The organism is Janthinobacterium sp. 67 (assembly GCF_002797895.1).
Lineage (GTDB): Bacteria > Pseudomonadota > Gammaproteobacteria > Burkholderiales > Burkholderiaceae_D > Janthinobacterium.
This window is the reverse complement of sequence record NZ_PGES01000001.1, coordinates 3,069,234-3,093,835: the sequence shown is the minus strand read 5'-3', so window position 1 is coordinate 3,093,835 and position 24,602 is coordinate 3,069,234. Positions and strand designations below refer to the sequence as shown.

Here is a 24,602-nt window from a genome sequence, read left to right as displayed (position 1 = left end):
TCTGACCTATAACAAGACCCGCCCTAGCCAGTGATACCTCAATCCTTCATTTCCGATTTGCTCAACCGCGTCGATATCGTCGATGTCGTGGGGCGCTATGTGCAACTGAAAAAAGGTGGCGCCAATTTCATGGGCTTGTGCCCGTTCCACAGTGAAAAGTCACCCAGCTTTACCGTCAGCCCCACCAAGCAGTTCTATCACTGCTTCGGCTGTGGCGCGCATGGCACCTCGATCGGCTTCCTGATCGAGTATTCGGGCATGGGCTTTGTCGACGCCGTCAAGGACCTGGCGCAGAACGTGGGCATGGTCGTGCCGGAAGCGGATGACAAGATTCCGCCAGCCCAGCGCGCGCAGATCCAGGCGCAAAGCCTGGCCCTGTCCGACGCCATGACGCAGGCCTGCGATTATTACCGCGGGCAATTGCGCCACGCGCCGGAAGCCATCGCCTACCTCAAGAACCGGGGCCTGACGGGCGAAGTGGCCGCTCGCTTCGGCATGGGTTTTGCGCCTGGCGGCTGGGATAATCTGCGCTCCGTCTTCCCCGACTACGACGTGGTGGCCCTGGCCGAGGCCGGTCTCGTGATCGACAAGGTCGATGAAGAAGGCAATAACCGCAAGCGCTATGACCGTTTCCGCGAACGCATCATGTTCCCGATCCGCAATACGAAGGGGCAAGTGATCGCCTTTGGCGGCCGCGTGCTCGACCATGGTGAACCGAAATACCTGAATTCGCCGGAAACCCCCTTGTTTTCCAAGGGTTTCGAACTATATGGGCTGTTCGAGGCGCGCCAGGCCATCCGCGACGCCGGTTACGTGCTGGTGACGGAGGGCTACATGGACGTGGTGGCGCTGGCGCAGATGGGTTTCCCGCAGGCAGTGGCGACCCTGGGCACGGCGTGCACGCCGACCCATGTGCAAAAACTGCTGCGCCAGACCGATAACGTGATTTTCAGCTTCGATGGCGACAAGGCCGGCCGCCGCGCCGCCCGCCGCGCGCTCGAAGCGAGCCTGGCCCACGTGTCGGACAATAAAACCATCAAATTCCTGTTTTTGCCCTCGGAACATGACCCGGACAGCTATATCCGCGAATTCGGCGCCGAAGGTTTCGAGCAGCAGGTGCATGAAGCCATGCCGCTGTCGCAATTTCTGCTGAAAGAAGTGTCGGGCGAGCATGATTTGTCGGAACCGGAAGGGCGCGCCCGCGTGCAGTTCGACGCCAAGCCGCTGCTGCAGCTGATGGCGCCGTCGTCCCTGCGCCTGCAGATCGTGCGCGGCCTGGCCCAGCTGACGCAGTCCACGCCGGCCGAGATCGAAGCCCTGTTCGAGCTGGCCAAGCCCGTTGCCGTGGCGCACCGTGCGCCGCCGAAATCGGGCCGCCCCGTGCCTGTCGGGCTGGAATTGAAGATCATGCGCATGCTGGTGGCGCATCCGCCGCTGACGATGCGCATCGACGAGGCCGCCCTGGCCGCCTTCCAGCACCTGGGGCCCGATGCGGCGCACAGCCTGGGGCAACTGGTGGCCGTGGGGCAGGCGCTGGGCGAGCACGGCAGTTTTGCCGCGCTGGCGCAGCAATTGAAGGAGCTGGGCAGCGAATACGACGAGATCATCGGCGAGATCGCGGCCGGCACGGAGTCCGATTACGACAGTGAATTGTCGTGGTTGGTGAGCACCATCCGCGAGATCAAATTGAATGCCTTGAAGGCGGAATTGCAGCAATTGTTTGCCTCGGGTTTGCCATCCGAGAAAATTGGTGTACGCTACCGCGAAATCATGCAGGAGCAGGGGGCGCTGGAACGCGAGCGCGATGCCGAGTTGGTGAATCGATAACCTTGTCCTGAGGGTATGGCGCGCACTGGAAAAACATTTTTCGCGTGCTATAATTAAATGCTAAGTATTGTGTGCTTTGGCAAGCTAGTTCTGTTTCGTAAATAGTATTTGTTTTCAGTAAGTTAGGCTCTTGATCGGCGCGGTGGATCGTGTCGGCAGCCAGGGCCAACAGGCGCTTTCGGCGTTGCGGGCAAAGCTCGCAGACGCTGGCAAGCCGCGCCAGGCTCTCGCTCCCAACGCGGTCGATGCAGGAATTTTTGCCGAGGCGGCTGGCAACAGCCGGTGGACAGGAATTGCTGCGCTTCCCGCGGATCGTGGCCGATGAGGTGTAAGTAACGTAACAGTGTCGAATTTGCGCAGTCGGCAGGTTCGAAGATGGTGGTTCCCGCAGGTAGACAGGGAACTGGCAGCAAACTTTATCCTAATCCACCGTAAAGCAAGTCGTTGTGTAATCGAAAGCGCCTGTGCCAATCAAGAAACCCGAATCCAAAGCGGCTGCAAAGCCCACTAAAGTTACCACGAAAGCCGAAAAGGCGCTCGACCGGCCAGAAGCGCGCGTCGCCAGCGCGCCGCCTGTGGTCAGCCAGACCACCGACGCCGCCACCCTGGCCGCGATCGATACGTCCGGTTATGTCTTGCCGTCGGTAAAAGTGCCAGGCCGCCGCGGCCGCAAGCCAAAAGAATTCCAGCCAGAAAATGATGAAGTCGCCGCGCTGAACGCCGTCGAACGGGCCGAACTGAAGGCCGTCGACAAGGCCAAGGCCAAGGACCGCAAGGCGAAGGAGCGCGCGCTGCTCAAAGACGCGTTCTCGTCCGACACGGAAGCGAGCGAGGAAGAACTCGAGCGCCGGCGCCAGAAACTCAAGACCCTGATCAAGTTCGGCAAGGAGCGCGGTTTCCTGACCTATGCGGAAATCAACGATCACTTACCCGAAAATATAGTCGATCCGGAAGCCATCGAAGGCATCATCGGTACCTTCAATGACATGGGTATCGCTGTCTACGAGCACGCGCCCGATGCGGAAACGTTGTTGCTGTCCGATAACGTTGCCGTCGTCACCAGCGACGACGAGGCGGAAGCGGCCGCCGAGGCCGCATTGTCGACCGTCGACTCCGACTTCGGCCGCACCACCGACCCCGTGCGCATGTATATGCGCGAGATGGGCTCGGTCGAGCTGCTGACGCGCGAAGGCGAGATCGAGATTGCCAAGCGCATCGAAGATGGCTTGAAAGACATGATCCAGGCCATTTCCGCCTGCCCCGTGACGATCGCCGAGATCATCGCCGCCGCCGACCGCATCGCCAACGAAGAGATCAAGATCGACGAAATCGTCGACGGCCTCGTCGATGAAAACGAGCCGGTCGCCGCCGCCCCTGTCGTAGCCGCCCCCGTCGAAGAAGACGAGGAAGAAGGCGAAGCGGAAGAAGAGGAAGAAGAAGAGGAAGAAGAAGCGAGCGCTTCGGGCGCCGCCGGCTTCTCCGCCGAACAGCTGGAAACCCTGAAACGCACGGCGCTGGAAAAATTCGCCGTCATTTCGCAGCAGTTCGACAAGATGCGCCGCGCCTTCGAAAAAGAAGGCTACAACTCGAAACCGTACGCCAAGGCGCAGGAAGCCATTTCGCAAGAGTTGCTGGGCATCCGCTTCACGGCCAAGGTCGTGGAAAAGCTGTGCGACACCCTGCGCGGCCAGGTCGACGAAGTGCGCCATATCGAGAAACAGATCCTCGACGTGGCCGTGAACCGCTGCGGCATGCCGCGCGCCCACTTCATCAAGGTCTTCCCTGGCAATGAAACCAACCTCGACTGGGTCGATGGCGAAGTCAACGCAGGACACGCGTACAGCGCCATCCTGGGCCGCAACATTCCGACCGTCAAGGAACTGCAGCAGCGCCTGATCGACCTGCAGGCGAGGGTCGTACTGCCGCTGCCGGACTTGCGCAACATCAACCGTCAGATGGCGGCCGGTGAAATGAAGGCGCGCAAGGCCAAGCGCGAAATGACGGAGGCCAACTTGCGCCTGGTGATTTCGATCGCCAAGAAATACACAAACCGCGGCCTGCAATTCCTCGACCTGATCCAGGAAGGCAATATCGGCCTGATGAAGGCGGTCGACAAGTTCGAGTACCGCCGCGGCTACAAGTTCTCGACCTATGCGACCTGGTGGATCCGCCAGGCCATCACGCGCTCGATCGCCGACCAGGCGCGCACGATCCGTATTCCCGTGCACATGATCGAGACGATCAACAAGATGAACCGCATCTCTCGCCAGATCCTGCAGGAAACGGGCGCGGAACCCGATCCGGCCACCCTGGCGATCAAGATGGAAATGCCCGAGGACAAGATTCGCAAGATCATGAAAATCGCCAAGGAACCGATCTCGATGGAAACGCCGATCGGCGACGATGACGATTCCCACCTGGGCGACTTCATCGAGGACAACAACACCCTGGCGCCGGCCGACGCGGCCCTGCACGCGTCCATGCGAGGCGTGGTCAAGGACGTGCTCGATTCCCTGACGCCACGCGAAGCGAAAGTGCTGCGCATGCGTTTCGGCATCGAGATGTCCACCGACCATACCCTGGAAGAAGTGGGCAAGCAATTTGACGTGACGCGCGAGCGCATCCGCCAGATCGAAGCCAAGGCGCTGCGCAAGCTGCGCCATCCATCGCGCTCCGACAAGCTGAAAAGCTTCTTGGAAGGCAACTAGAAGCCAATAGGGCTTGACGTACGCCCCTGATACCCCTATCCTCGCGTGTCCGTTTCCAAAACGGCCGCGCGAGGCGGGCATCAACAGCGCCGCCACGCCGCAGTCCCCGGGCCTCTAGCTCATGCTTGGTTAGAGCAGCGGACTCATAATCCGTTGGTGCCGTGTTCGACTCACGGGAGGCCCACCAGAATTTAGCAAGAATAGAACAAGCCCCGGCGGGTGACTGCCGGGGCTTTTTTCATGCTGCCGTACAATCGCGGCATGACGATAGACGAAGGATGGAATGAGATGACGGCTGAAGTGAAGATTGACGATATCGTGGTGGGTGACGGCAAGGCGGCTGCGCGCGGCGCGCTGGTGACTGCGCACTATCGGGGCTGGCTGGAGGATGGCACGGAGTTTGACTCGTCGCACAAGCGGGGCGAGCCTTTCCGCTGTGTGTTGAGCAATAACAAGGTCATCCAGGGCTGGATTTTGGGTTTGCAAGGCATGCAGGTCGGTGGCAAGCGCAAGCTGTGGGTGCCGGCGGCGCTGGCGTATGGCGAGCGGCAGGTGGGGTTGATACCGCCGCATTCCAATATGATCTTCGAGATTGAATTGCTGGAAGCGCTGACGCGCGATTGATGCCAGACAGCGGCATCAGTTTAATCGTTTCCGTATTCTCCCTGCGTATTTCAGGTGGTGCGCTTGTTGATATCAAGCCTGTTTCAAGTTGACCGTTAGCGCGTCCAGCGCCGGCACGATGTCGTGCAGGCTGGCCACTTCATAGGTGGGGATGGCGGCCGAGGTATTGGCCATGCTGTCCGGGTTGAACCAGCAACTGTCGATGCCGTAGCGGTTGGCGCCGAGGATGTCGGCGTCCAGGCGGTCGCCGACGATGATGGTCGTATCCTTGCTGAATGCGCGCGCCATGTTGGCCGCATATTCGAAGAAGCGCACGTCCGGCTTGGCGTGGCCGCACGCTTCGGAGGTGGCGACGAAGGATATGTAGTCGCTCAGGCCGGAGGCGGCGATGCGGCGGTTCTGGATAGACTCGACGCCGTTGGTGATGATGCCCACTTCGCCGATACGCGACAGCGTCTCGCACACTTCCTTGGCGCCATCGATGAGCACGACCGTGTCCGGCAGGGAGTCCAGATACAGACGGCTGGCCAGTTCCGGATCGATGGCGATGCCGTTCAGCGCAAACGTCTTGCGGAAGCGTTCCACTTTCAGGAAATCCTTGGTCACGTCACCCGTTTCGAAACGTCTCCACAGGTCGACGTTGATCGCCTGGTACTGGGAAAACAGCGCGTCGATGCCATCGCGCAAGCCCAGTTCGTGCATGGTGTGCAGGAATGAACGTTTTTCGGACGCCCGGAAGTCGAGCAGGGTATCGTCGAGGTCGAACAGGAATAGCTTGTATTTCATGGCGTGTCATTGAAAGGAACTTGTCTTGCATCGTAGCACGTAGCGATGAGTTCGGTTGGCCGTGCCCTGTGCGGGCGATCCGCTGCAACCGCTGCCAGACTTGTCACACGCACTCCGTTTTTCCCATGAGCATGCATGAGAAATTCGGTCCAGCGCACTATTTACACTGAAATCTGACCATTTTCGTTCGCTGTTGAATGGCTGCAATGCACTGTTTGATTCCGGGCAAATCCAAGCGCAGGTACCGTTCGGTACCGGCATACAGGCAGTCCACTTGAAACAGATAGCGTGGGGCATCGAAATTGATATCCCAGCGTTGATATAAGGTGCCAGCACTTGTCCACTCCCTGATCGGGGCCAGGATGGGCAAGGCTCCGCCGTCCACCGGCGGCTGATTCGCCGGATAGGACAGCACGCGCACGCTGTCGAGCCTGGCGGTGGGCCGGTTCCAGGTAGAGGGCGCCGCTTGCGGGCAAGAAACGGAGACAACGGGGGCTGCGGCAGCGTACTGCATAGCCATGCCCGCGATGGAAAATGCCAGCAGTGCGAGCGGTTTCATTCGACCACCGAATAGCGCTCGGGGCGATTCGATGCTCCCGCAGCAGAACGGCCAAAGTGGATCACGCGGGCGCTGGGTTTGTGGTTGCGCCACTGGTCGAAAATTTCAATACCGCCAGGCACCTGGCGAATGAAGAGCGCCGCATGGTTGCCATGCCGCAGATTCTGATAGCGACCATTGACGAAGGTGGCAATCAGCGTCCCTTTTGCGATGCTACCTTTTTCCAGCAGATCAGTCACTTTGTCGCCTTCACGCCAAAGCGATGAGGCACGGGCGCCTGTGAGGTTTCTGACCAAGGTGACGCACTCGCCATTTCCCGCGATTTCTTTTTGCTTTGCATAGTCGGCAATCGCAATGTAGGGCATGGCGTTTCTCTCTGTGGCTGACGGTAGAGAGAGCGTACGCAAGATGCGGACAGGCACCTTGATGTGCGCCAGGGCAATACGGAGCATTGACGCGTGTCATGGCCCTGCCTGGCGCACGGGCAACCTTACATATCCACCCACCAGTTGAGCAAGGTCTCATCATCGTCGTCATCGAGGTTGACGTAGATGTTGGCGAAGTACCACTCCACGCCTGTCGCTTCGCGGAAGGCGTCGAAGGGACCGTTGACGCTGTAGATGCCGTGGTGCCCCGGCACGCTGAAGGTGAGGTTGCCCTTGTACTGGCCGTCCAGGGTGCCGCCCAGCTGCTCTTGCACATCGCGTTCGAGCTGGTCCACTGCCTCTTGCGACACGTCGTCGGCATAGATCTGGATGCAGAAGTTACCGCCGCGCTTAAGCACTTCGGCGGGAGCGAGCGGGTCGGCGATGCTGATGATGTCGCCGCGCGCCAAATTCAGGGTCAGGCCTGGCGAGGCCAGCAGTTCGTAGACGTGCTCGTCGATCTGGCGCGCGGGCAGGGTTTCATACACGGGGCCGCTGGAGTTTTCGCCCGCCAGTACGCGGATGTGCGGCAAGCCTTCGCAATTGATGTCTTCCATTGATTCTTTCATGGTGCCGGCGCCATGTGATGTGCTGCGGGGCGCGCCAGGTTGGGGATGGCAATATTGTACCGGCAAGGCGTCTGCTGGCAGGGTATGCAACAGTGCGGATGGGAGACGCAATGAACAGTTGATGCCGGCTGGTGGCTGGTTATGTGGTGCTGTGTGGTTCCAGGCGCGGACCAGGCGCCCCGCCGCAATGCCAGGCCTGCGGCGTTTCAGGAGCCCGGGAGATGCAAAAGGCACGCTGTAGCGTGCCTCGATATCGTGCCAGGCGGGGTTGGCGCCAGCTTAGAAGCGGTAGCTGGCGCTGATGCGCAGCACCGGATACGCCTTGAAATCCTTGACCTTGTCGGCCAATTTGTCGTTTTCAGCGGCAACGTCCGTTTTCAGGGCGGCGCACACCAGCGGGTCGCAGCCGGTATTGCGCAGCGAGGTTTTAGGCGAACCTTGGAGCAATACGCCGATGTCGCTGGAAATACCCCAGCCGGCTTCTTTCACCGAGTTGCCCCAGCCGATGCCGATGTAGGGGGCGACCTTGCGGAAATCGATGGTGCCGTCCAGCTGGCCAGCGCTGGCTGCCGTATAGGTGTGGCCGTTCAGCGTGTAGCTTCCGCTTTTGTTCGGCTTGCCTTTGGCATCGATTTTATTGCCGTTGTACACGACGCCGGCGCTCACGCGGAAGGCGCCATCCATGGGGAAGTAGTCGAGCAGAGCGTCGAAGGTGCGCAGTTTGAGTTTCAGCTTGTAGTCCACATCGTCGGTGCTGGAGTCGTAGGAGTAATTCAGGAAGCCGACGCCAAAACGGGCATTCAGATTCGATTGCAGCGGCACGCTCAGGTGCGCGCCGATGCCGGTCGTGCCCAGGTCGGCGGCGATCGCCATTTCTGCCTGGGCTTGGCTTGCGCAGAACATGCCTGTCAGCAGGGCGGCGATCAGGTGATGCTGTTTCATGCTTGTTGACTCCAGTTGTTGGTCTAATCACGCGATAAATATGCCCAATGGAAACTAAAGTTTCCATTGGGTAATTTCAGCAAGAATAATAGAGGCTGGATTCTTACAAGGCAAGATGAAGTGGCGAATGGTGGTGCAAGGTGTTGCTTTCCTGTCGCACCACCTTGCGATGTGGCTTAATTGTGTGCGCTGATGCCGCTGCGGAATTGTTCGAAACCGGCACGGGCGGCCTTGTAGCAATTGCCGGCGGCCGCTTCCAGTCCTTCGCGGTCCAGCACTTCGACGGTGCCGCGGCGGTACTGGATCAAGCCTTCATCCTGCAACTTGCGGGCCGTCACGGTGATGCTTTCGCGGCGCACGCCCAGCATGTTGGCCATGGTGTCTTGCGTGACCTTCAGCTCGTTCGACAGCGAACGGTCGAGGCGGTCCAGCAGCCAGCGGCACAGTTTCTGTTCGATGCTGCAATGGCGGCCGCCCACCACGTTCTGTGCCATTTGCGCAAACATGGCGCTGGTGTAGCGCATCAGCAATTGTGCCAGCGCGCCGCCTTCATTGAACACTTCGCGCAGGAAGGCCGTTTTCAGGCGGTAGCCGTAGCCGGCCGTTTGCACGATGGCCGTGCAGGTGGCGCGTTCGGCTTCGTACAGCACCACGCCGGCGACGCCTTCGCGGCCGACGACGGCGATCTCGGTGGTGGCGCCGTCTTCCATCACGTACAGCAGGGAAACGATGGCGTTGGTGGGGAAGTACGTGTATTCAATCTTGCCGCCGCAATCGAACAAGTGCTTGCCGGCAGGAAGAGCGACCAGTTCCAACTGGCAAAACAAACGCTCCAGATCGGTGCGCGACAAGGCGCGCAGCAATTCGTTCTGTTGGGCGCCCGTGATGCTGATCATCGGTGTGGCGGGAGCGGCTTGCCAGTTGTGCTGGGCGACTGCGTGGTTATTCGTTGCTGGGGTCAGGTTGCTATAAGCTTTGTACATGTTAGGGCCTCGTCTTCTGATTTTGTTGGATGGCGCTGCTTTTCTGGCTTGCTAGCGTTGTGCTGAATCTTGTATCCACTATATGACCGGGGGACGCCGGTGGGCATCGGATGAGCCGACGTGCTTATGTAGGCTAGGAACATTGCCTCTTGTCATCCGACTCCTACGCCCGTTGCTGTATTGTCCCTGCGGAAATAACGGTACTTTGGAAAAAATGCCACCTTGCGCGCGACGCGCGAACTTTGGCCGTCTGCAGCAGTCAAACTACTCTGCGTTGCAGTACGACGGTGATAAAATGTTGCTTTGCGGAAATTTAACGTGTGTGTCGGGATGAGCTTGCTCTCCATCACTGCTCACTTTTGTCCCGTTTGTTTAATGAAGGAAAGCAACGCATGAAATGGTTTTTTGATCTGAAAATTGCCACCAGGCTGATCTTGTCGTTTGGCGCCGTGCTGCTGTTGACGGCGGCCTTGGGCGTGTCGGCGATCTTTTCCATGGCGCGTATTAATGAGGCGTCGACCGACCTGTCCGACAACTGGATGCCCAGCGTGCTGACGGCCATGAATATGCGCAGCGATGTCAGCGATTTCCGCCGTTGGGAACTGGCGCACATGCTGGCCGCGCAGGATGCCGACATGGCGCAGAACGAAACGCGCATGACGGAAACGCAGGCCAAGCTGAAGGCCGATAGCGATAAATACCGCGGCTTGATTTCCTCAGCAGGCGAGAAGGAAGTGTTCGAACGCTTCCTGGTGCTCAACGATGAATTCATGCGCCTGCATGCAAGCATGTTGAGCCTGTCGCGCGACATGAAAAAGGAAGAGGCGCGCGCGCTGGCCGTGGGACCGTCCGCCAAGGTCATGACGGACATGATGGCGGCCCTGGATAAACTGGTGTCGATTAATACGGATGGCGGCGTGCGCTCGAGCGCCAGCGCCGATGCAACCTATGCGGCCACGCGCGCCAGCCTGATCGGCTTGCTGGTGGGCATCGTTGTCATCGGCATGCTGCTGGCATTGTGGGTGGCGCGCAGCGTGGCGCGTCCGCTGACCGAGGCCGTCGGTGTGGCGCGCCAGGTGGCGGCCGGCGATCTGACTGCGCATATCGTTGTGCAATCGCAAGACGAAACGGGGCAATTGATGCAGGCCCTGAAAGACATGAACGCCAGTCTGCAGAATCTGGTGGGTCAGGTGCGCAGCGGCACCGATACCATCGCCACGGCGTCGAGCCAGATTGCCGCCGGCAACCAGGATTTGTCGTCGCGCACGGAAGAGCAGGCCAGTTCGCTGGAAGAAACGGCCTCGTCGATGGAAGAGCTGACGTCGACCGTGAAACAGAATGCGGACAATGCGCGCCAGGCCAATACCATGGCGCAGACGTCGTCGAGCATCGCCATCGAAGGCGGCAAGGTCGTCAGCGAAGTGGTGGGCACGATGGCGTCGATCAATGAATCGTCACGCAAGATCGTCGACATCATCGCCGTCATCGATGGCATCGCTTTCCAGACCAATATCCTGGCCCTGAATGCCGCCGTCGAGGCCGCGCGTGCGGGCGAACAGGGTCGCGGCTTTGCCGTCGTGGCCACGGAAGTGCGCAACCTGGCGCAACGCTCGGCCGCGGCGGCCAAGGATATCAAGGTCCTGATCGGCGATTCGGTCGAGAAAGTCGAGGCGGGATCGAAACTGGTGGACCAGGCGGGCCGCACGATGGATGACATCGTTGCCAGCATCACCCGCGTGACGGACATCATGAGCGAGATCACGGCCGCCAGCAGCGAGCAGAGCGCCGGTATCGAGCAAGTCAACCAGGCCATCGCCCAGATGGACCAGGTGACGCAGCAAAATGCGGCCCTGGTGGAGGAGGCGGCCGCAGCGGCCGAATCGATGCAGGAACAAGCCGCCAGCCTGAGCGCCGTGGTCAGCGTCTTCAAGCTCGACGTGGCCAGCGCCGCCGCGAGCCGGCCGCGCGCACCCGTCACCGTCAAGGCGTCGGCAGCCGTGACGCCGGCAGCGGCGCCGCGTCAATTGGCCAGCACGGCGCGTCGCGCGGCGCCAGTGGATGAGTGGGAAAGCTTTTGATGTAATGAAGTCAGGCGCGCTTGCGCGGTTTTCTGACGCCCCGGGTGGCGGGCGCGGCAGCGGCTTGCTGGCGCTGCTGCCATGCCTTCAGGGCCTCTTCGTAGGCGGCCAGGTCTTCCTGGTACATTTCCAGCACGCAAAAGGTGCAACCGCTGTGGCAGCACTCGTCATTGCCCGGTTTGCTGGGTGGTTGCGGTTGCGGATCGTGGGCTAAGGGCGGGGTGGGCATGGTGAGGGCAGGGAGTGGAGCAGCAGGCATCGGAGCAGGAATAGAATCAGGCATCATACGGCATCCTGGCGTGCCATTGCTGGAACGCTTTTTGCTCAAAAATCACGGTTTCCGTGTACAGTTGCGGTGAATTAGGGTATCGTTTACAGCACTGATATTGTATCTTCTGCGCGCGATGTTCCGCCGGCGCGATCTCCGCCGCCATCGCCGCACATCTCTTCGACGCTCCCGCATACGCCTTCCAGCATGTCCCGGAGCACGGAGGTGCCGCAAGAACAATGATCCATGGCTTGCAAGACGGAGCTGCCTGTGCCCCGAAATGTTGTTTATTGAGAAAGCATGGCTTCCGCAGTGCGGAGGCACACCAGAAAATTTATGTCTGAAACCGAATCGACTCCTACGCCCAGCCCGGCGATTGCCGCTGAAGCGGCGCCTGTCGCCGCTGCGCCTGCACCAGCACCTGCCGCATCCGCTGCTCCCAGCCTGACCTTTGCCGACTTCGGCCTCGCGCCTGAAATCCAGCGCGCACTGACCGACCAGGGCTACACCCATCCGACACCGATCCAGGAACAAGCGATTCCCGTCGTGCTGCAAGGCCGCGATGTGATGGGTGCCGCGCAAACGGGCACCGGCAAGACGGCCGGTTTTTCCTTGCCGATCATCCAGTTGCTGATGGCGCATGCCAGCAGCAGCATGTCGCCGGCGCGCCACCCGGTGCGCGCGCTGATCCTCACGCCAACCCGCGAACTGGCGGTGCAGGTGGCTGAAAACGTCAAGGCTTACGCCAAGCACACGCCGCTGCGTTCGACGGTCGTCTTCGGCGGCATGGACATGAAGCCGCAAACCGTCATCCTGCGCGGCGGCGTGGAAATCGTCATCGCCACGCCGGGCCGCTTGCTCGACCATATCGAGCAAAAGAACATCAGCCTGAGCCAGGTACAGATGCTGGTCATGGACGAAGCGGACCGCATGCTGGACATGGGCTTCCTGCCGGACTTGCAACGCATCATCAACTTGCTGCCGAAGCAGCGCCAGAACCTGATGTTCTCGGCCACGTTCTCGCCAGAAATCAAGAAACTGGCCGCCACCTTCCTCAACGATCCGCTGACGATCGAAGTGGCGCGCAGCAACCAGACGGCCGACAAGGTCACGCAAGTGGTCTACAAGGTGACGGAAGACCAGAAGCATGCCCTGGTCGCCCATTTGTTGCGCCAGCGCGACTTGAAGCAGGTCATTGTATTCTCGAACACCAAGATCGGCGCTTCGCGCCTGGCCCGCGTGCTGGAGCAGGAAGGCATGAGCGCCACGGCGATTCACGGCGACAAGAGCCAGCAGGAACGCATGGCGGCGCTGGAAGCGTTCAAGAAGGGCGAGATCGACGTGCTGGTGGCCACCGACGTGGCGGCGCGCGGCCTGGACATTTCCGACCTGCCTTGCGTCATCAACTTCGACTTGCCGTACAACGCGGAAGATTATGTGCACCGCATCGGCCGCACGGGCCGCGCCGGCGCCTCGGGCGACGCCATTTCGATCTATTCCGATAAAGACGAGCGCTTGCTGGCCGATATCGAAAAACTCATCAAGCAAAGCATCAAGCGCGGCGAATTGACGGGCTTCAATCCTGCTCCGTCCCGCAGCAGCGACAGCGAGCGCCGTCCACCGCGCCGCAGCGAAGGTGGCGATGCGCGTCCTGCACGTTCACCTGAGAGTCGCTACGCGGGTGATGCCGACACGCGTTCGGTGAGCCGTCCGGGCGACCGCGCCAGCCGTCCTTCGTTTGGTCCCGGTGCGCGGCGCGACAAGGTCGATCCGTGGTTCCTCAAACCGTATGAACCTACCAAAGCGCTTGCGCAGGCGGTGAGTGACAACCATCCTGCGCCAAAAGCGAAGCAGAAGCTTGCTGCTCTGCTCGGAGGCTTGACGAAGTAATAAAAAATTCATGCGCGCCGTGACGGCGCGCATGCTTTTCTCCCCTGCGCCACTCGCCTGCGCACTCGTGTATTATTTAAAAGCCATTTGCCATTTTTCTAATGGGAATTCCCCATTCGAAATTTTTATTAATTTATACCCATGCCTTCCATATGTATTGGCTGGCAACTTGTGTTGTATTTAATAAATTTGTTTGTTCTCCATTTCAATTTTGTTGCAATTATAGCAAATTAATTTGCCACTATTTATTGATGCTGTTAGAATTCTGAAGGTGTTTGCATTGTTACATGATGTTACAGCCTTTTAAAAAAATTCCGACATCTGTGATACTTCCGTTGGACGGGTGCGCCAAGCGTGGCCCGCATAGGATATCTGGAAGGTCACTGGTGGAGGCGGTAAGTGAATCAAGTCAATAGAATGATCTCAAACGACAGGCATTACATCGTTGACCATCATGAGCAGCACGGCGTGACCGCACCGAATATGGTAGTGAAGAGCGACGTGTTCAAGGGTGCGCCTATAACGGTGAGCGCTGCGCCAAAAATTGCTATTTTGCTGTGTACTTATCATGGGCAGAATTTTCTCGCGGAGCAGCTCGATTCGTTCGAGGCGCAGAGTCATTCCAACTGGGAAGTATGGGCATCTGACGACGGCTCGCGCGATGCCACCCACGATATTCTCGCCAGTTATCAACAGAAGTGGGGTGAAGAGCGTCTGTCGGTGCATTTCGGGCCGGCAGAGGGTTTTTCTGCCAACTTTTTGTCCTTGACTTGTAAAGCTGATATCGAGGCCGATTATTTTGCCTATTCTGATCAGGACGATATTTGGGAAGAGGATAAACTTCAGCGGGCTGTGGACTGGTTGAATTCCGTGCCAGCGGACATACCGGCTTTATATTGTAGCCGTACTCGGCTGGTTAATTCCGAGAACCAAGATATTGGTCTGTCGCCGCTGTTTCAAAAAAAGCCAGGATTTTCGAATGCGCTGATGCAGAATATCGGCGGGGGAAATACCATGGTATTCAACTCCGCAGCGCGCACTTTATTGCGTCAGGCTTGTAGTGAGGTGTCCGTGCTGACGCATGACTGGTGGATCTATATGGTGATCAGCGGATGTGGGGGGCGCGTATTTTATGATGCGTACCCGTCGTTGCGCTATCGCCAGCACGAAGGCAATATCGTCGGCATGAATTCGAACTGGCTGGCTCGTTTTTCACGGATAAGAATGCTGCTCCAGGGGCACTTTCGTGAATGGAATGATCAGCATATCGAAGCATTGCAAAAAATGCGCCATATGTTGACTCCCGAGAATCGTATTATTTTGGACCGTTTGGCTCAATCACGTGATCGATGGTTTTTGCCGCGCCTGATTGGACTCAAGCGTGCAGGTATTTATCGTCAAACTATGCTGGGCAATATGGGTTTAATCGTTGCGGCACTATTTAAAAAGATTTAAAAATGAGCATACTCGTAACAGGCGGAGCAGGTTTTATTGGTAGTAACTTTGTATTGGATTGGCTGGCTCAATCCGATGAGATGGTTATTAATCTTGATAAACTGAGTTATGCCGGTAATATGGAGAATCTTGCCTCTGTGCTAGATAACAAAAACCATGTATTTGTGCAAGGTGATATTGCGGATGGTGAACTCCTGACGCGTTTGCTAAACGAACACCAGCCCCGCGCGATCTTGAATTTTGCGGCGGAAAGCCATGTGGATCGTTCGATTCTTGGTCCTGGTGAATTTGTACAGACCAATATTGTCGGCACATTTAATTTGCTTGAGGCAACTCGTTCCTATTGGAAAGGTTTGTCTGCCGAATTGCAGGCGGCTTTCCGTTTCTTGCATGTGTCGACCGATGAAGTCTACGGTTCCTTGTCCAACGACGCGCCAGCATTCACGGAAACGCATCGTTACGAACCAAACAGCCCATACTCTGCCAGCAAGGCGGCCAGTGATCACTTGGTGCGCGCCTACCATCATACGTATGGCCTGCCGGTCCTGACGACGAATTGTTCGAATAACTATGGTCCGTATCACTTCCCCGAGAAACTGATCCCGTTAATGATCGTCAATGCGCTGGCCGGAAAGCCGTTGCCTATCTATGGTGATGGCCAGCAGATACGCGATTGGCTGTACGTCAAGGACCATTGCAGCGCCATTCGCCGCGTACTTGCGGCAGGCGTGAGCGGCGAAGTCTATAACGTCGGCGGCTGGAATGAAAAGCCGAACCTGGAGATTGTGCACACCGTTTGCGCTTTGCTCGACGAGTTGCGTCCGCGTGCCGACGGCAGCAGCTATCGCGAACAGATCAGTTATGTCACGGACCGTCCGGGCCACGACCGCCGCTATGCCATCGATGCTGGCAAGCTCGAACGTGAATTGAACTGGAAGCCGGCCGAGACGTTTGATACGGGCATCCGCAAGACTGTCCAGTGGTATCTGGAAAATCAGGCATGGGTTGCTAACGTGCAGTCCGGAAACTATCGCGATTGGCTCGACAAGAACTACTCCGGGCGTCAAGCATGAAAATTCTGTTGTTTGGCAAAGGCGGCCAGGTAGGTTGGGAGTTGCAGCGCAGTCTCGCACCGCTCGGTGAAGTTGTTGCTCTGGGCACTGGAAGTACCAATATGTGCGGTAACTTCCTGGATCTGGAGGGCCTTGCCGCCACGGTGCGCGCGGTGCAAGCCGATGTGATCGTCAATGCCGCAGCGTATACGGCTGTCGACAAGGCCGAGAGCGATCAGGGTGCTTGTCATGCAATCAATGCGGCAGCGCCAGGTGTGCTGGCCCGTGAAGCCGCACGTACCAATGCCTTATTGGTTCATTATTCTACTGATTATGTCTTTGACGGCAGTGGTATCCAGCCCTGGTGCGAGTCGGATGCGGTACATCCACTGAGTGTTTATGGCAAGACGAAGCTGGCCGGTGAGCGCGAGATTCAGGCGTCCGGCTGCCGGCACCTGATTTTTCGAACCAGCTGGGTGTATGCTGCCCGCGGCGGCAATTTTGCCAAGACCATGCTGCGTCTCGCTGCCGAGCGCGATGCGCTGGCTGTGGTCAACGATCAGCTTGGTGCGCCGACCGGCGCCGATTTGATTGCCGATGTCACCAGCCATGCGATTCGTGCCGCGCAAACGCAGCCCGCGTTGGGTGGCTTGTATCACTTGGTGGCATCCGGCAGCACCTCCTGGCACGGCTATGCCGATTTTGTCATCTCGTTCGCCCGGCGCAACGGGGTTGCCATCAAGGTAGCACAGGATGCCATCTCGGCTGTCGCCAGCGACGCATTTCCCACGCCAGCGCCGCGCCCCAAGAATTCGCGCCTCGCGATAGACAAGCTGCAAGCCGCATTTGGCTTGACGATGCCGCAGTGGGAAGATGGCGTTACTCGTATGCTAACTGAACTTTTCGAGAAATAATCATGAGTCAACGTAAGGGTATTATTCTGGCAGGCGGATCAGGCACCCGCCTTTATCCAGTCACGCAGGTTGTTTCAAAGCAACTTCTGCCTATCTATGACAAGCCGATGATTTACTATCCCTTGAGCACCTTGATGCTCGCCGGGATAAGGGAAATTCTGATCATCTCGACGCCGCAGGATACGCCGCGTTTTCAGCAATTGCTGGGTGATGGCAGTAGCTGGGGTCTCAACCTCAGTTATGCCGTGCAGGCCAGCCCTGACGGCCTGGCACAGGCTTTCATCATCGGCAAGGAGTTCCTTGGTGGATCGCCCAGCGCGTTGGTCTTGGGTGATAACATTTTTTATGGACATGATTTGCAGGGCCAGCTCGAACATGCTTCTGCGCGCACTTCCGGCGCGACGGTGTTTGCCTACCATGTCCAGGATCCCGAGCGCTACGGCGTCGTTGATTTTGATGCTGCAGGGCGGGCAACCAGTCTGGAGGAAAAACCGCTTGTGCCAAAAAGCAATTATGCGGTGACGGGCCTGTATTTCTATGATGCGCAAGTCATTGACATCGCCACCAGCCTGAAGCCATCACCGCGCGGCGAGTTGGAAATTACCGACGTCAATCGCATCTATCTGGAGCGTGGTGAACTCGATGTCGAGATCATGGGCCGTGGCTATGCCTGGCTTGACACGGGCACGCATGAGAGCCTGATCGAAGCGAGCAACTTCATTCAAACCATCGAGCACCGTCAGGGCCTGAAGGTTGCCTGCCCGGAAGAAATTGCATTCCGGCGCCAATGGATTGATGGTGAGCAGTTGGAGAAATTGGCCCAGCCGCTGGCAAAAAATAATTATGGCAAGTACCTGCAGCGCATATTGAAAGAAACGGTTTACTAATGAACGCCACGCACTTAGCAATCCCCGAGGTTGTCCTGTTCGAACCCAAGGTCTTTGGCGACGACAGGGGATTTTTTTTTGAAAGCTTCAATCAAGCCCAGTTTGATGCTGCGGTAGGGCGTCCTGTCACGTTTGTGCAGGATAACCACAGCCGTTCGGTCAAGCATGTCTTGCGTGGCCTCCATTACCAGATCCAGCAGCCGCAAGGCAAGCTGGTACGGGTGGTCAGTGGCTCCGTATTCGACGTCGCTGTCGATCTGCGTCAAAGCTCGCCTACCTTTGGTAAATGGGTGGGGGAAGTGTTGAGTGCCGAAAATAAAAGGCAGTTGTGGGTGCCAGAAGGCTTCGGCCATGGTTTTGTAGTGTTGAGCGATACGGCAGAATTTCTGTACAAGACAACCGATTACTGGGCGCCCGCGCATGAGCGTTGTATCGCGTGGAATGATCCGACGCTGCAGATCGACTGGACAATCGGCGATGCCGTGCCATCGCTGTCTGCCAAGGATGCGCAAGGCAGCTTGTTCACCCAGGCGCAGGTTTTTGCCTGATGCAGAATTTCTCGACGTCGCCCATCCATCTGGTGGGAAGCGCATGGAAAAACCGTGCGTTGATTTCGGCACTGGTGCGCAGAGAAGTGGTCGGACGCTACCGTGGTTCCATGATGGGCATCCTGTGGTCTTTCTTTAATCCGATTCTGATGCTGGCCGTATATACGTTTGTCTTCAGCGTCGTGTTCAAGTCGCGCTGGGCCGGGGGCAGCGATTCAAAAACCGAATTTGCCCTGGTGCTTTTTTCCGGACTGATCGTTTTTAATCTTTTCGCGGAATGCATCAACCGTGCCCCGGGTTTGATTTTGAATAATGTCAACTATGTCAAGAAGGTGGTGTTTCCTTTGGAAGTGCTGCCTTTAGTCGCGTTGGGTTCGGCACTGTTTCATACCATTATCAGCCTGATAGTATGGATGGTGGCCTATCTGCTCCTTTTCGGCATGCCGCATGCCACGGTATTGTTATTGCCGTTGGTGATACTGCCGCTGATTTTGTTTGTGCTGGGGTTGAGCTGGGCGCTTGCATCGTTGGGTGTGTATTTGCGTGATGTTTCTCAGGTAATCGGCATTGTCACGACCGTGCTGATGTTCCTTTCGCCTATCTTTTACAGCACCAGCAGCTTGCCCGAGCAATACCGTCCCTTGTTGCAACTGAATCCGATGACACCGGTGATAGAGCAGGTACGCGAAGTGCTGTTCTGGGGGCGTTTGCCGGACATGGGATTCTTGATGATGTACCTGGCCGCTTCCGCGATAATCGCCATGCTGGGTTTTGCATGGTTCCAAAAGACACGGAAAGGATTTGCCGATGTCTTGTGATGATATTGCAATTTCAGTCAAGAATCTGAGCAAGTGTTTCCAGATTTACGACAAGCCGCGCGACCGCCTGATGCAAATGTTCATGCGCAGCCGCAAGAAGTATTATCGCGAATTCTGGGCCTTGAAAGACGTCTCGTTTGATATTCGGCGCGGCGAGACCGTGGGTATTGTGGGCCGCAACGGCAGTGGCAAGTCGACCTTGCTACAGATCATATGCGGCACCCTCAATCCGACGGGCGGCAGCGTGACCACGCGAGGCCGCATCGCGGCATTGCTGGAACTGGGATCCGGTTTTAACCCCGAGTTCACAGGCAAGGAAAACGTTTACCTGAACGCTACCGTGCTTGGATTGACTGAGGCCGAGATTGATGCCAGATTTGATGAAATCGTGGCGTTTGCCGATATCGGTGACTTCATTTCACAGCCAGTCAAGACTTATTCCAGCGGCATGATGGTGCGCCTGGCCTTTGCCGTGGCCATCAACGTCGACCCTGAAATCCTGATCGTCGACGAAGCGCTGTCCGTTGGCGACGAGCTGTTTCAGCGCAAGTGTTTTGCGCGTATCGAAGCGATCCGCGCAAAGGGGGCGACAATTCTCTTTGTGTCCCATTCGGGCAGCACGATCGTTGACCTGTGCGATACCGCTATCCTGATGGATGCGGGTGACAAGTTACTGGAAGGGGCGCCCAAGCAGATCGTCGGGCGTTACCAGAAGTTATTATATGCGCCGGCCGACAAGCAAGACCTCATCCGCGAACAAATCCGGCGGGCAGAGGAAGTCCGTTCCAATTCGGCTACGGATGCTGCGCCCAATGAACATGCCATGGTGCTGGAGCAGCAGGCGGAAGAACAGGAAAGCTTTGATAGTGGACTGAAGCCGACCAGCACGATCGAATATGAATCGCGCGGCGCCTATATTGAAAAGGTGGAGATCAGGACGCTTGGCGACAAGCAGGTGAATAACCTGATCCGTGGCAGGACATATCGTTATGTCTATTTTGTCCGCGTCGAGGAAGAGATTCGCAACATGCGTTTTGGCATGCTGATCAAAACCTTGAATGGAATCGAACTCGGTGGTGCCGCATCCGCCCGCTCTTTCGATGGCGCGCTGGCGAAGGTGGCAGCAGGCGCCGTGTATAAAGTGGAATTCCGATTTACTTGCTCTCTGAATCCTGGCGTCTATTTCCTCAATGCCGGTGTCACGGGAGAGCTGGGTGGGGACGATACCTATTTGCATCGCTTGATTGATATTGCCATGTTCCGGGTGCAATCAAATGCTGCTGATCTGGCTACGGGAATTGTGGATTTTGGTTGCTATCCAGAAATAGAACTGCAATAAATAAACAGTATAAAGAAAGCAGAAATGGTAGAAGTTAAAAAAAACAGGCTGTTTATTGTCCTGGGTATGCATCGTAGCGGTACGAGCACGATCACTCGTGGCTTGCGCGTTATGGGTATCGACCTAGGAACACGATTAATTCCCGCGATCGAAGGGAATAACGCCAAGGGATTTTGGGAAGATATCGACCTCAATACCTTTGACAATGAAGTGCTCGCGGAATTGGGCGGGGCCTGGAGTAGCCTGGCAGCCATTAATGCCGCCGATGTCGATACCTTGAAAAAGCAGGGTTATTTTTTGCGTGCCGTTGAACTCTTGCGCAGCAAGCTGGCCGATGCGCCATTATTTGGTTTTAAAGACCCGCGCATTGCCAAATTGCTGCCATTCTGGCGCGAGGTTTTTGCCTATTGCGGTATCGATGTCTCCTATATTATTGCGTTGCGGCACCCCCTGAGTGTCGCGCAGTCACTCGCCAAGCGCGACGCCATGGAACTCGAACAGAGCTATCTGCTATGGCTGGGTCATGTCATTCCAAGCTTGACATACAGCGCAGGCAAACCGAGGGTCGTGATCGACTATGACCAGGTCATGCAGTCTCCTGATACGGAGCTGATGCGCCTGGCAAGTTCCTTCAATTTGCAGATGGATGCCGGGGCGCTTGAAGACTACCTCAATGAGTTCCTCGATCAGGAACTGCGCCATACCGTTTATGCGCCGGAAGACCTGTTGCTTGATGGTCGTTGCCCGCCATTGGTGTATGAAATTTATTCCATGCTCAGGGACTTGGCCATGGGCAAGCGAGCGTTCGGCGAGCCAGAGGTGGAGGCGGAGATTGTTCGCTGGGGTCAGGAGTTTGATCGTATGCTGGTTGCCCTGCGCCTGGCTGACCGCCTGTCCCAGCGTGAGCATGCCGCCGCGTTCCTGGCGAAAGACCGCGAGGGCGAGATCGGTGCCTTGCATCAGAAAGTGGAACAGCGCGATCGTCATCTGGCGGAATTGCAGCAGCTCATGAGCGAGCATGATAATCAGCTTCGAAGCAGGGAGCACCAGTTGGACGTGCACATCCAGCGGGTAATGGAGCTTGGCCACGAATTGCAGGAACGTGACGGGATACTGGTCGAGCGGCAAATGTTGGTCGAAGAATTTGAAAAGAAGAATGCGCAATTGCAAATGGATGCAACGACTTTGAGTGAAACTTTACATGAACGCGAAAATATCCTGGCGACGCTGCGCGAGGAATTGCGGTATCACGAGGCCGAATTAGCTGCCATACAGCGCGAACGCGCGTCCATGGTCGAGGCCGAGCTGGCAGAGGCCGCGGCGCATCACCATACCGTGACCACGCAGGAGCAACTGGCACAGCAGCACCGCATGCTGGAGCTCGAGCAGGCCGTCGATGCGTTGAAGCATCAGGTATTCTGTCATCAGTGCCATATCCAGGAGCTGGAACTGGCCGTCGGCAGCGCCGATCACCGCGTCGCTACCCTGTCTGGAGAGCATGATGCGATCGCGTCGCACCATCATTCCCTGAAGTCTGACTACGATCACTTACGCAACGTTAATTTGTCGCTGCAGCAACAAATTGAGCAAACCCATGCTTCGCGTAGCTGGCGTATCACTGCGCCCCTGCGCAAGGTCTCGGCAGCTCCGCGCAAAGCGCGCCGGGCATTGTTCGGCATGGCCGTTGCATCGTATCGTGCATTGCCTTTGACGCCAATGAACAAGCAGCGCTTGAAGAACGGCGTTTTCCGTCACTTCGGCTTTGCCTTGAAGCGTTCGGAGGCCTATCAGCGCTGGCTGGAGTTCCAGCAGATCCAGCGCAACTGGGCCGCGCCGGCCGTACCTGCACAGCCAGCGGCGCCAGTGCAGCACGGCGATCAGAAAAGCGCCGTAAGCAACCCTGCGCTGCCGGTTGCCGACGGCGTATGGGAATGGCAGGACTATGCTGCCGTGAAGGCCAATATTGCGCAAGTCAAGGCTAACCGTCTTGGAAATGTTGCTCCGACACCATTCGACATGATCGACATCAAGCATGCCGATTTGCGCCGCACCGCCAAGTCCCTCGCATTGCCTGCCGTGGTATCGATGCCGGATGTCTCGATCATTATTCCAGTTTTTAATAATGTCAAACTGACCCTGGAATGTCTGGCGTCGATTGCGCAGCATGTGGAAAACGATGTGACATTCGAAGTGCTTCTGGCCGATGATGCGTCGACGGACGAGACCGAGGAGCTGATGTCTTTGGTGGCGAATATCCGCTACAGCCGCAGCGACAGCAATCTGGGTTTCTTGCGTAATTGCAATCGCGTGTTGGGCGATGTCAAAGGACGTTACGTACTGTATCTGAATAATGACGTGCAAGTGACGGCTGGCTGGCTCGCTACCTTGCTGGCAACTTTCAAGAACAAACCGAACGTGGGGGCAGTAGGCCCACGTTTCGTCTATCCAAGTGGCCATTTGCAAGAGGCTGGCGTGGCATTTACGCCCGATGGTGCAGCGACGATGATCGGGCTGAATGACGATCCGCAACTGCCGCGCTACTCTTACCTGCGTCGTGTCGACTACGTGTCCGGCGCCTGCCTGCTGCTGCCGACCGAGTTGGCGCGCAAGATCGGCGGTTTCTCCGATGAGTTCCTGCCCTGCTATTGTGAAGACGCGGACATGTGCCTGAGCGTGCGCGATGCCGGCTATGATATTTACTACAATCCGGCTGCCACCATTATTCATCATCTGTCGAAAACGACGGCCGATGGCGATAATGCCTTCAAGATGCGCTGCATCAACAAAAATCTGTCGACGCTGAAGCAGAAATGGTCCGCGCCACTCGATAGCGCCATGATTCCTCGTCTGATCGCCTTCTTCTTGCCGCAATATCACCCGATTGTGGAAAATGATCAATGGTGGGGCAAGGGCTTCACGGAGTGGACCAATGTCAGCAAGGCGCAGCCCAATTTCGTCGGCCATTACCAGCCGCGCGTTCCCGCCGATCTGGGCTATTACGATTTGCGCCTGATCGAGGTCATGCAGCAACAGGCCGAGCTTGCTCAGCGTTATGGCGTGCACGGCTTCTGCTACTACTATTACTGGTTCGATGGTCATCGCCTGCTCGAGCGTCCGGTCGAGCAGTTGCTTTTATCCGATGAGCCGAAGCTGCCTTTCTGCCTGTGCTGGGCGAACGAGAACTGGACACGCCGCTGGGATGGCCAGGAACATGAAGTGTTGATGGCGCAGTCGCACACGGTCGACGATGACAAGGCGGTCATTAATGACCTGATCCGTTTCTTCAAGGATGCGCGCTATATCAAGATCGATGGCCGGCCTTTATTGCTGATCTATCGCGTAACGCTGTTCCCTAACTTTGCTGAAACGGCGGCGCGCTGGCGTACCATTTGCCGCGAGCAGGGCATCGGCGAGATTTATATCGCGATGGTAGAGTCCTTCGACTTGGTGCATTCGAATACGCATCCATCGACCTTTGGCTGCGATGCAGCGGTCGAGTTCCCACCGCAAGGGCTGGCGGAGCAAAAGGCGCCGAGCGGAGAGATTCTCAATCCGAACTTTGCCGGCAGCGTGGCCGATTATCGCGACCTGGCCGTTCGTTATGCCACCCGTGAAGCGCCTGCCTATACCCGTTTCAAAGGGGTGATGCCGGGCTGGGACAATACGGCTCGCCGTCAAGGCAACAGTTTCTGCTTTGAACATGCGACACCGGGCGCGTTCCAGGGCTGGCTGGAGGAAACGATCGACGAGACGCGCAAGCAGCACTTTGGTGATGAACGCCTGGTCTTCGTCAATGCATGGAACGAATGGGCCGAGGGTGCTTATCTGGAGCCGGACCGCCGCTTCGGACATACGTATCTGGAAGCTGTGCGCAATGCCCGCGAGGCGGGGCGTCTGCTGGGCAAAAACAACGATGGTAAATAAGTAATG

Annotated in this window: 20 protein-coding genes and 1 tRNA gene; 14 read left to right on the top strand and 7 right to left on the bottom strand. The window is 57.4% G+C overall.

Annotated features, from left to right (window positions below):
- The first annotated feature begins 30 nt into the window (after positions 1–30).
- The 4 genes from dnaG to CLU90_RS13855 all read left to right on the top strand — a co-directional run bounded on the left by dnaG (position 31) and on the right by CLU90_RS13855 (position 5,159).
- Entirely contained in the window at positions 31–1,827 is a 1,797-nt protein-coding gene (gene dnaG, locus CLU90_RS13870; protein WP_099666643.1) for a DNA primase, read from the top strand.
- A gap of 464 nt (positions 1,828–2,291) precedes the next feature.
- Positions 2,292–4,535, top strand: a complete 2,244-nt coding sequence (rpoD, locus tag CLU90_RS13865; RefSeq protein ID WP_092714054.1) for an RNA polymerase sigma factor RpoD — start codon at positions 2,292–2,294, stop codon at positions 4,533–4,535.
- A gap of 108 nt (positions 4,536–4,643) precedes the next feature.
- Positions 4,644–4,722, top strand: a tRNA-Ile gene (locus CLU90_RS13860).
- A 53-nt stretch (positions 4,723–4,775) separates the two neighbouring features.
- Entirely contained in the window at positions 4,776–5,159 is a 384-nt protein-coding gene (locus CLU90_RS13855; protein WP_442906699.1) for an FKBP-type peptidyl-prolyl cis-trans isomerase, read from the top strand.
- A 72-nt stretch (positions 5,160–5,231) separates the two neighbouring features.
- Here CLU90_RS13855 and CLU90_RS13850 read toward each other — a convergent pair whose 3' ends face one another.
- From CLU90_RS13850 to CLU90_RS13825, 6 genes are all read right to left on the bottom strand, one after another.
- On the bottom strand, positions 5,232–5,945 hold the full coding sequence (locus tag CLU90_RS13850; protein WP_100428188.1) for a YjjG family noncanonical pyrimidine nucleotidase: 714 nt from the start codon (positions 5,943–5,945) through the stop codon (positions 5,232–5,234).
- A 157-nt stretch (positions 5,946–6,102) separates the two neighbouring features.
- Positions 6,103–6,504, bottom strand: a complete 402-nt coding sequence (locus CLU90_RS13845) for a hypothetical protein (RefSeq protein WP_139178285.1) — start codon at positions 6,502–6,504, stop codon at positions 6,103–6,105.
- Complete coding sequence (locus tag CLU90_RS13840; protein ID WP_100428187.1) at positions 6,501–6,869, bottom strand: BPSL0067 family protein; 369 nt, start codon at positions 6,867–6,869, stop codon at positions 6,501–6,503. Before CLU90_RS13840 ends, CLU90_RS13845 begins: the two co-directional genes overlap by 4 nt.
- Before the next feature lie 125 nt (positions 6,870–6,994).
- Complete coding sequence (locus CLU90_RS13835) at positions 6,995–7,498, bottom strand: DUF4265 domain-containing protein (RefSeq protein ID WP_232731196.1); 504 nt, start codon at positions 7,496–7,498, stop codon at positions 6,995–6,997.
- 279 nt (positions 7,499–7,777) lie between these two features.
- Positions 7,778–8,440, bottom strand: coding sequence for a hypothetical protein (locus CLU90_RS13830; protein WP_175539305.1), 663 nt, complete (start codon positions 8,438–8,440; stop codon positions 7,778–7,780).
- A gap of 176 nt (positions 8,441–8,616) precedes the next feature.
- Entirely contained in the window at positions 8,617–9,336 is a 720-nt protein-coding gene (locus tag CLU90_RS13825) for a Crp/Fnr family transcriptional regulator (protein WP_092714025.1), read from the bottom strand.
- A 479-nt stretch (positions 9,337–9,815) separates the two neighbouring features.
- On the opposite strand from CLU90_RS13825, the gene CLU90_RS13820 reads away from it, so the two are divergent.
- Entirely contained in the window at positions 9,816–11,501 is a 1,686-nt protein-coding gene (locus CLU90_RS13820; protein WP_100428185.1) for a methyl-accepting chemotaxis protein, read from the top strand.
- 10 nt (positions 11,502–11,511) lie between these two features.
- On the opposite strand, the gene CLU90_RS13815 is transcribed toward CLU90_RS13820, so the two are convergent.
- The gene (locus CLU90_RS13815) at positions 11,512–11,730 is read right to left on the bottom strand and encodes an oxidoreductase-like domain-containing protein (protein ID WP_092714021.1); all 219 of its coding nucleotides are present in this window, start codon (positions 11,728–11,730) and stop codon (positions 11,512–11,514) included.
- 375 nt (positions 11,731–12,105) lie between these two features.
- On the opposite strand from CLU90_RS13815, the gene CLU90_RS13810 reads away from it, so the two are divergent.
- From CLU90_RS13810 to CLU90_RS13770, 9 genes are all read left to right on the top strand, one after another.
- The gene (locus CLU90_RS13810) at positions 12,106–13,659 is read left to right on the top strand and encodes a DEAD/DEAH box helicase (RefSeq protein ID WP_100428184.1); all 1,554 of its coding nucleotides are present in this window, start codon (positions 12,106–12,108) and stop codon (positions 13,657–13,659) included.
- Between the two features lie 399 nt (positions 13,660–14,058).
- Positions 14,059–15,114 (top strand): glycosyltransferase family 2 protein, encoded by a 1,056-nt coding sequence (locus CLU90_RS13805; RefSeq protein WP_232731195.1) that lies wholly within the window; start codon positions 14,059–14,061, stop codon positions 15,112–15,114.
- Between the two features lie 2 nt (positions 15,115–15,116).
- Positions 15,117–16,187 carry a dTDP-glucose 4,6-dehydratase gene (rfbB, locus tag CLU90_RS13800; protein WP_092714016.1) on the top strand — a complete coding sequence of 357 codons (1,071 nt, stop codon included), beginning with the start codon at positions 15,117–15,119 and terminating at the stop codon, positions 16,185–16,187.
- A complete protein-coding gene (rfbD, locus tag CLU90_RS13795; protein ID WP_092714014.1) occupies positions 16,184–17,080 on the top strand; it encodes a dTDP-4-dehydrorhamnose reductase in 897 nt (298 codons plus the stop codon). The genes rfbB and rfbD overlap by 4 nt, the downstream gene beginning before the upstream one ends.
- 2 nt (positions 17,081–17,082) lie before the next feature.
- Positions 17,083–17,967, top strand: coding sequence for a glucose-1-phosphate thymidylyltransferase RfbA (gene rfbA, locus CLU90_RS13790; protein WP_092714012.1), 885 nt, complete (start codon positions 17,083–17,085; stop codon positions 17,965–17,967).
- Positions 17,967–18,515, top strand: coding sequence for a dTDP-4-dehydrorhamnose 3,5-epimerase (rfbC, locus tag CLU90_RS13785; RefSeq protein WP_100428183.1), 549 nt, complete (start codon positions 17,967–17,969; stop codon positions 18,513–18,515). The genes rfbA and rfbC overlap by 1 nt, the downstream gene beginning before the upstream one ends.
- Positions 18,515–19,333 carry an ABC transporter permease gene (locus tag CLU90_RS13780; protein WP_100428182.1) on the top strand — a complete coding sequence of 273 codons (819 nt, stop codon included), beginning with the start codon at positions 18,515–18,517 and terminating at the stop codon, positions 19,331–19,333. Before rfbC ends, CLU90_RS13780 begins: the two co-directional genes overlap by 1 nt.
- The gene (locus tag CLU90_RS13775; RefSeq protein ID WP_198511212.1) at positions 19,323–20,672 is read left to right on the top strand and encodes an ABC transporter ATP-binding protein; all 1,350 of its coding nucleotides are present in this window, start codon (positions 19,323–19,325) and stop codon (positions 20,670–20,672) included. The genes CLU90_RS13780 and CLU90_RS13775 overlap by 11 nt, the downstream gene beginning before the upstream one ends.
- A 24-nt stretch (positions 20,673–20,696) precedes the next feature.
- A complete protein-coding gene (locus tag CLU90_RS13770) occupies positions 20,697–24,596 on the top strand; it encodes a glycoside hydrolase family 99-like domain-containing protein (protein ID WP_100428181.1) in 3,900 nt (1,299 codons plus the stop codon).
- Positions 24,597–24,602: the final 6 nt, after the last annotated feature.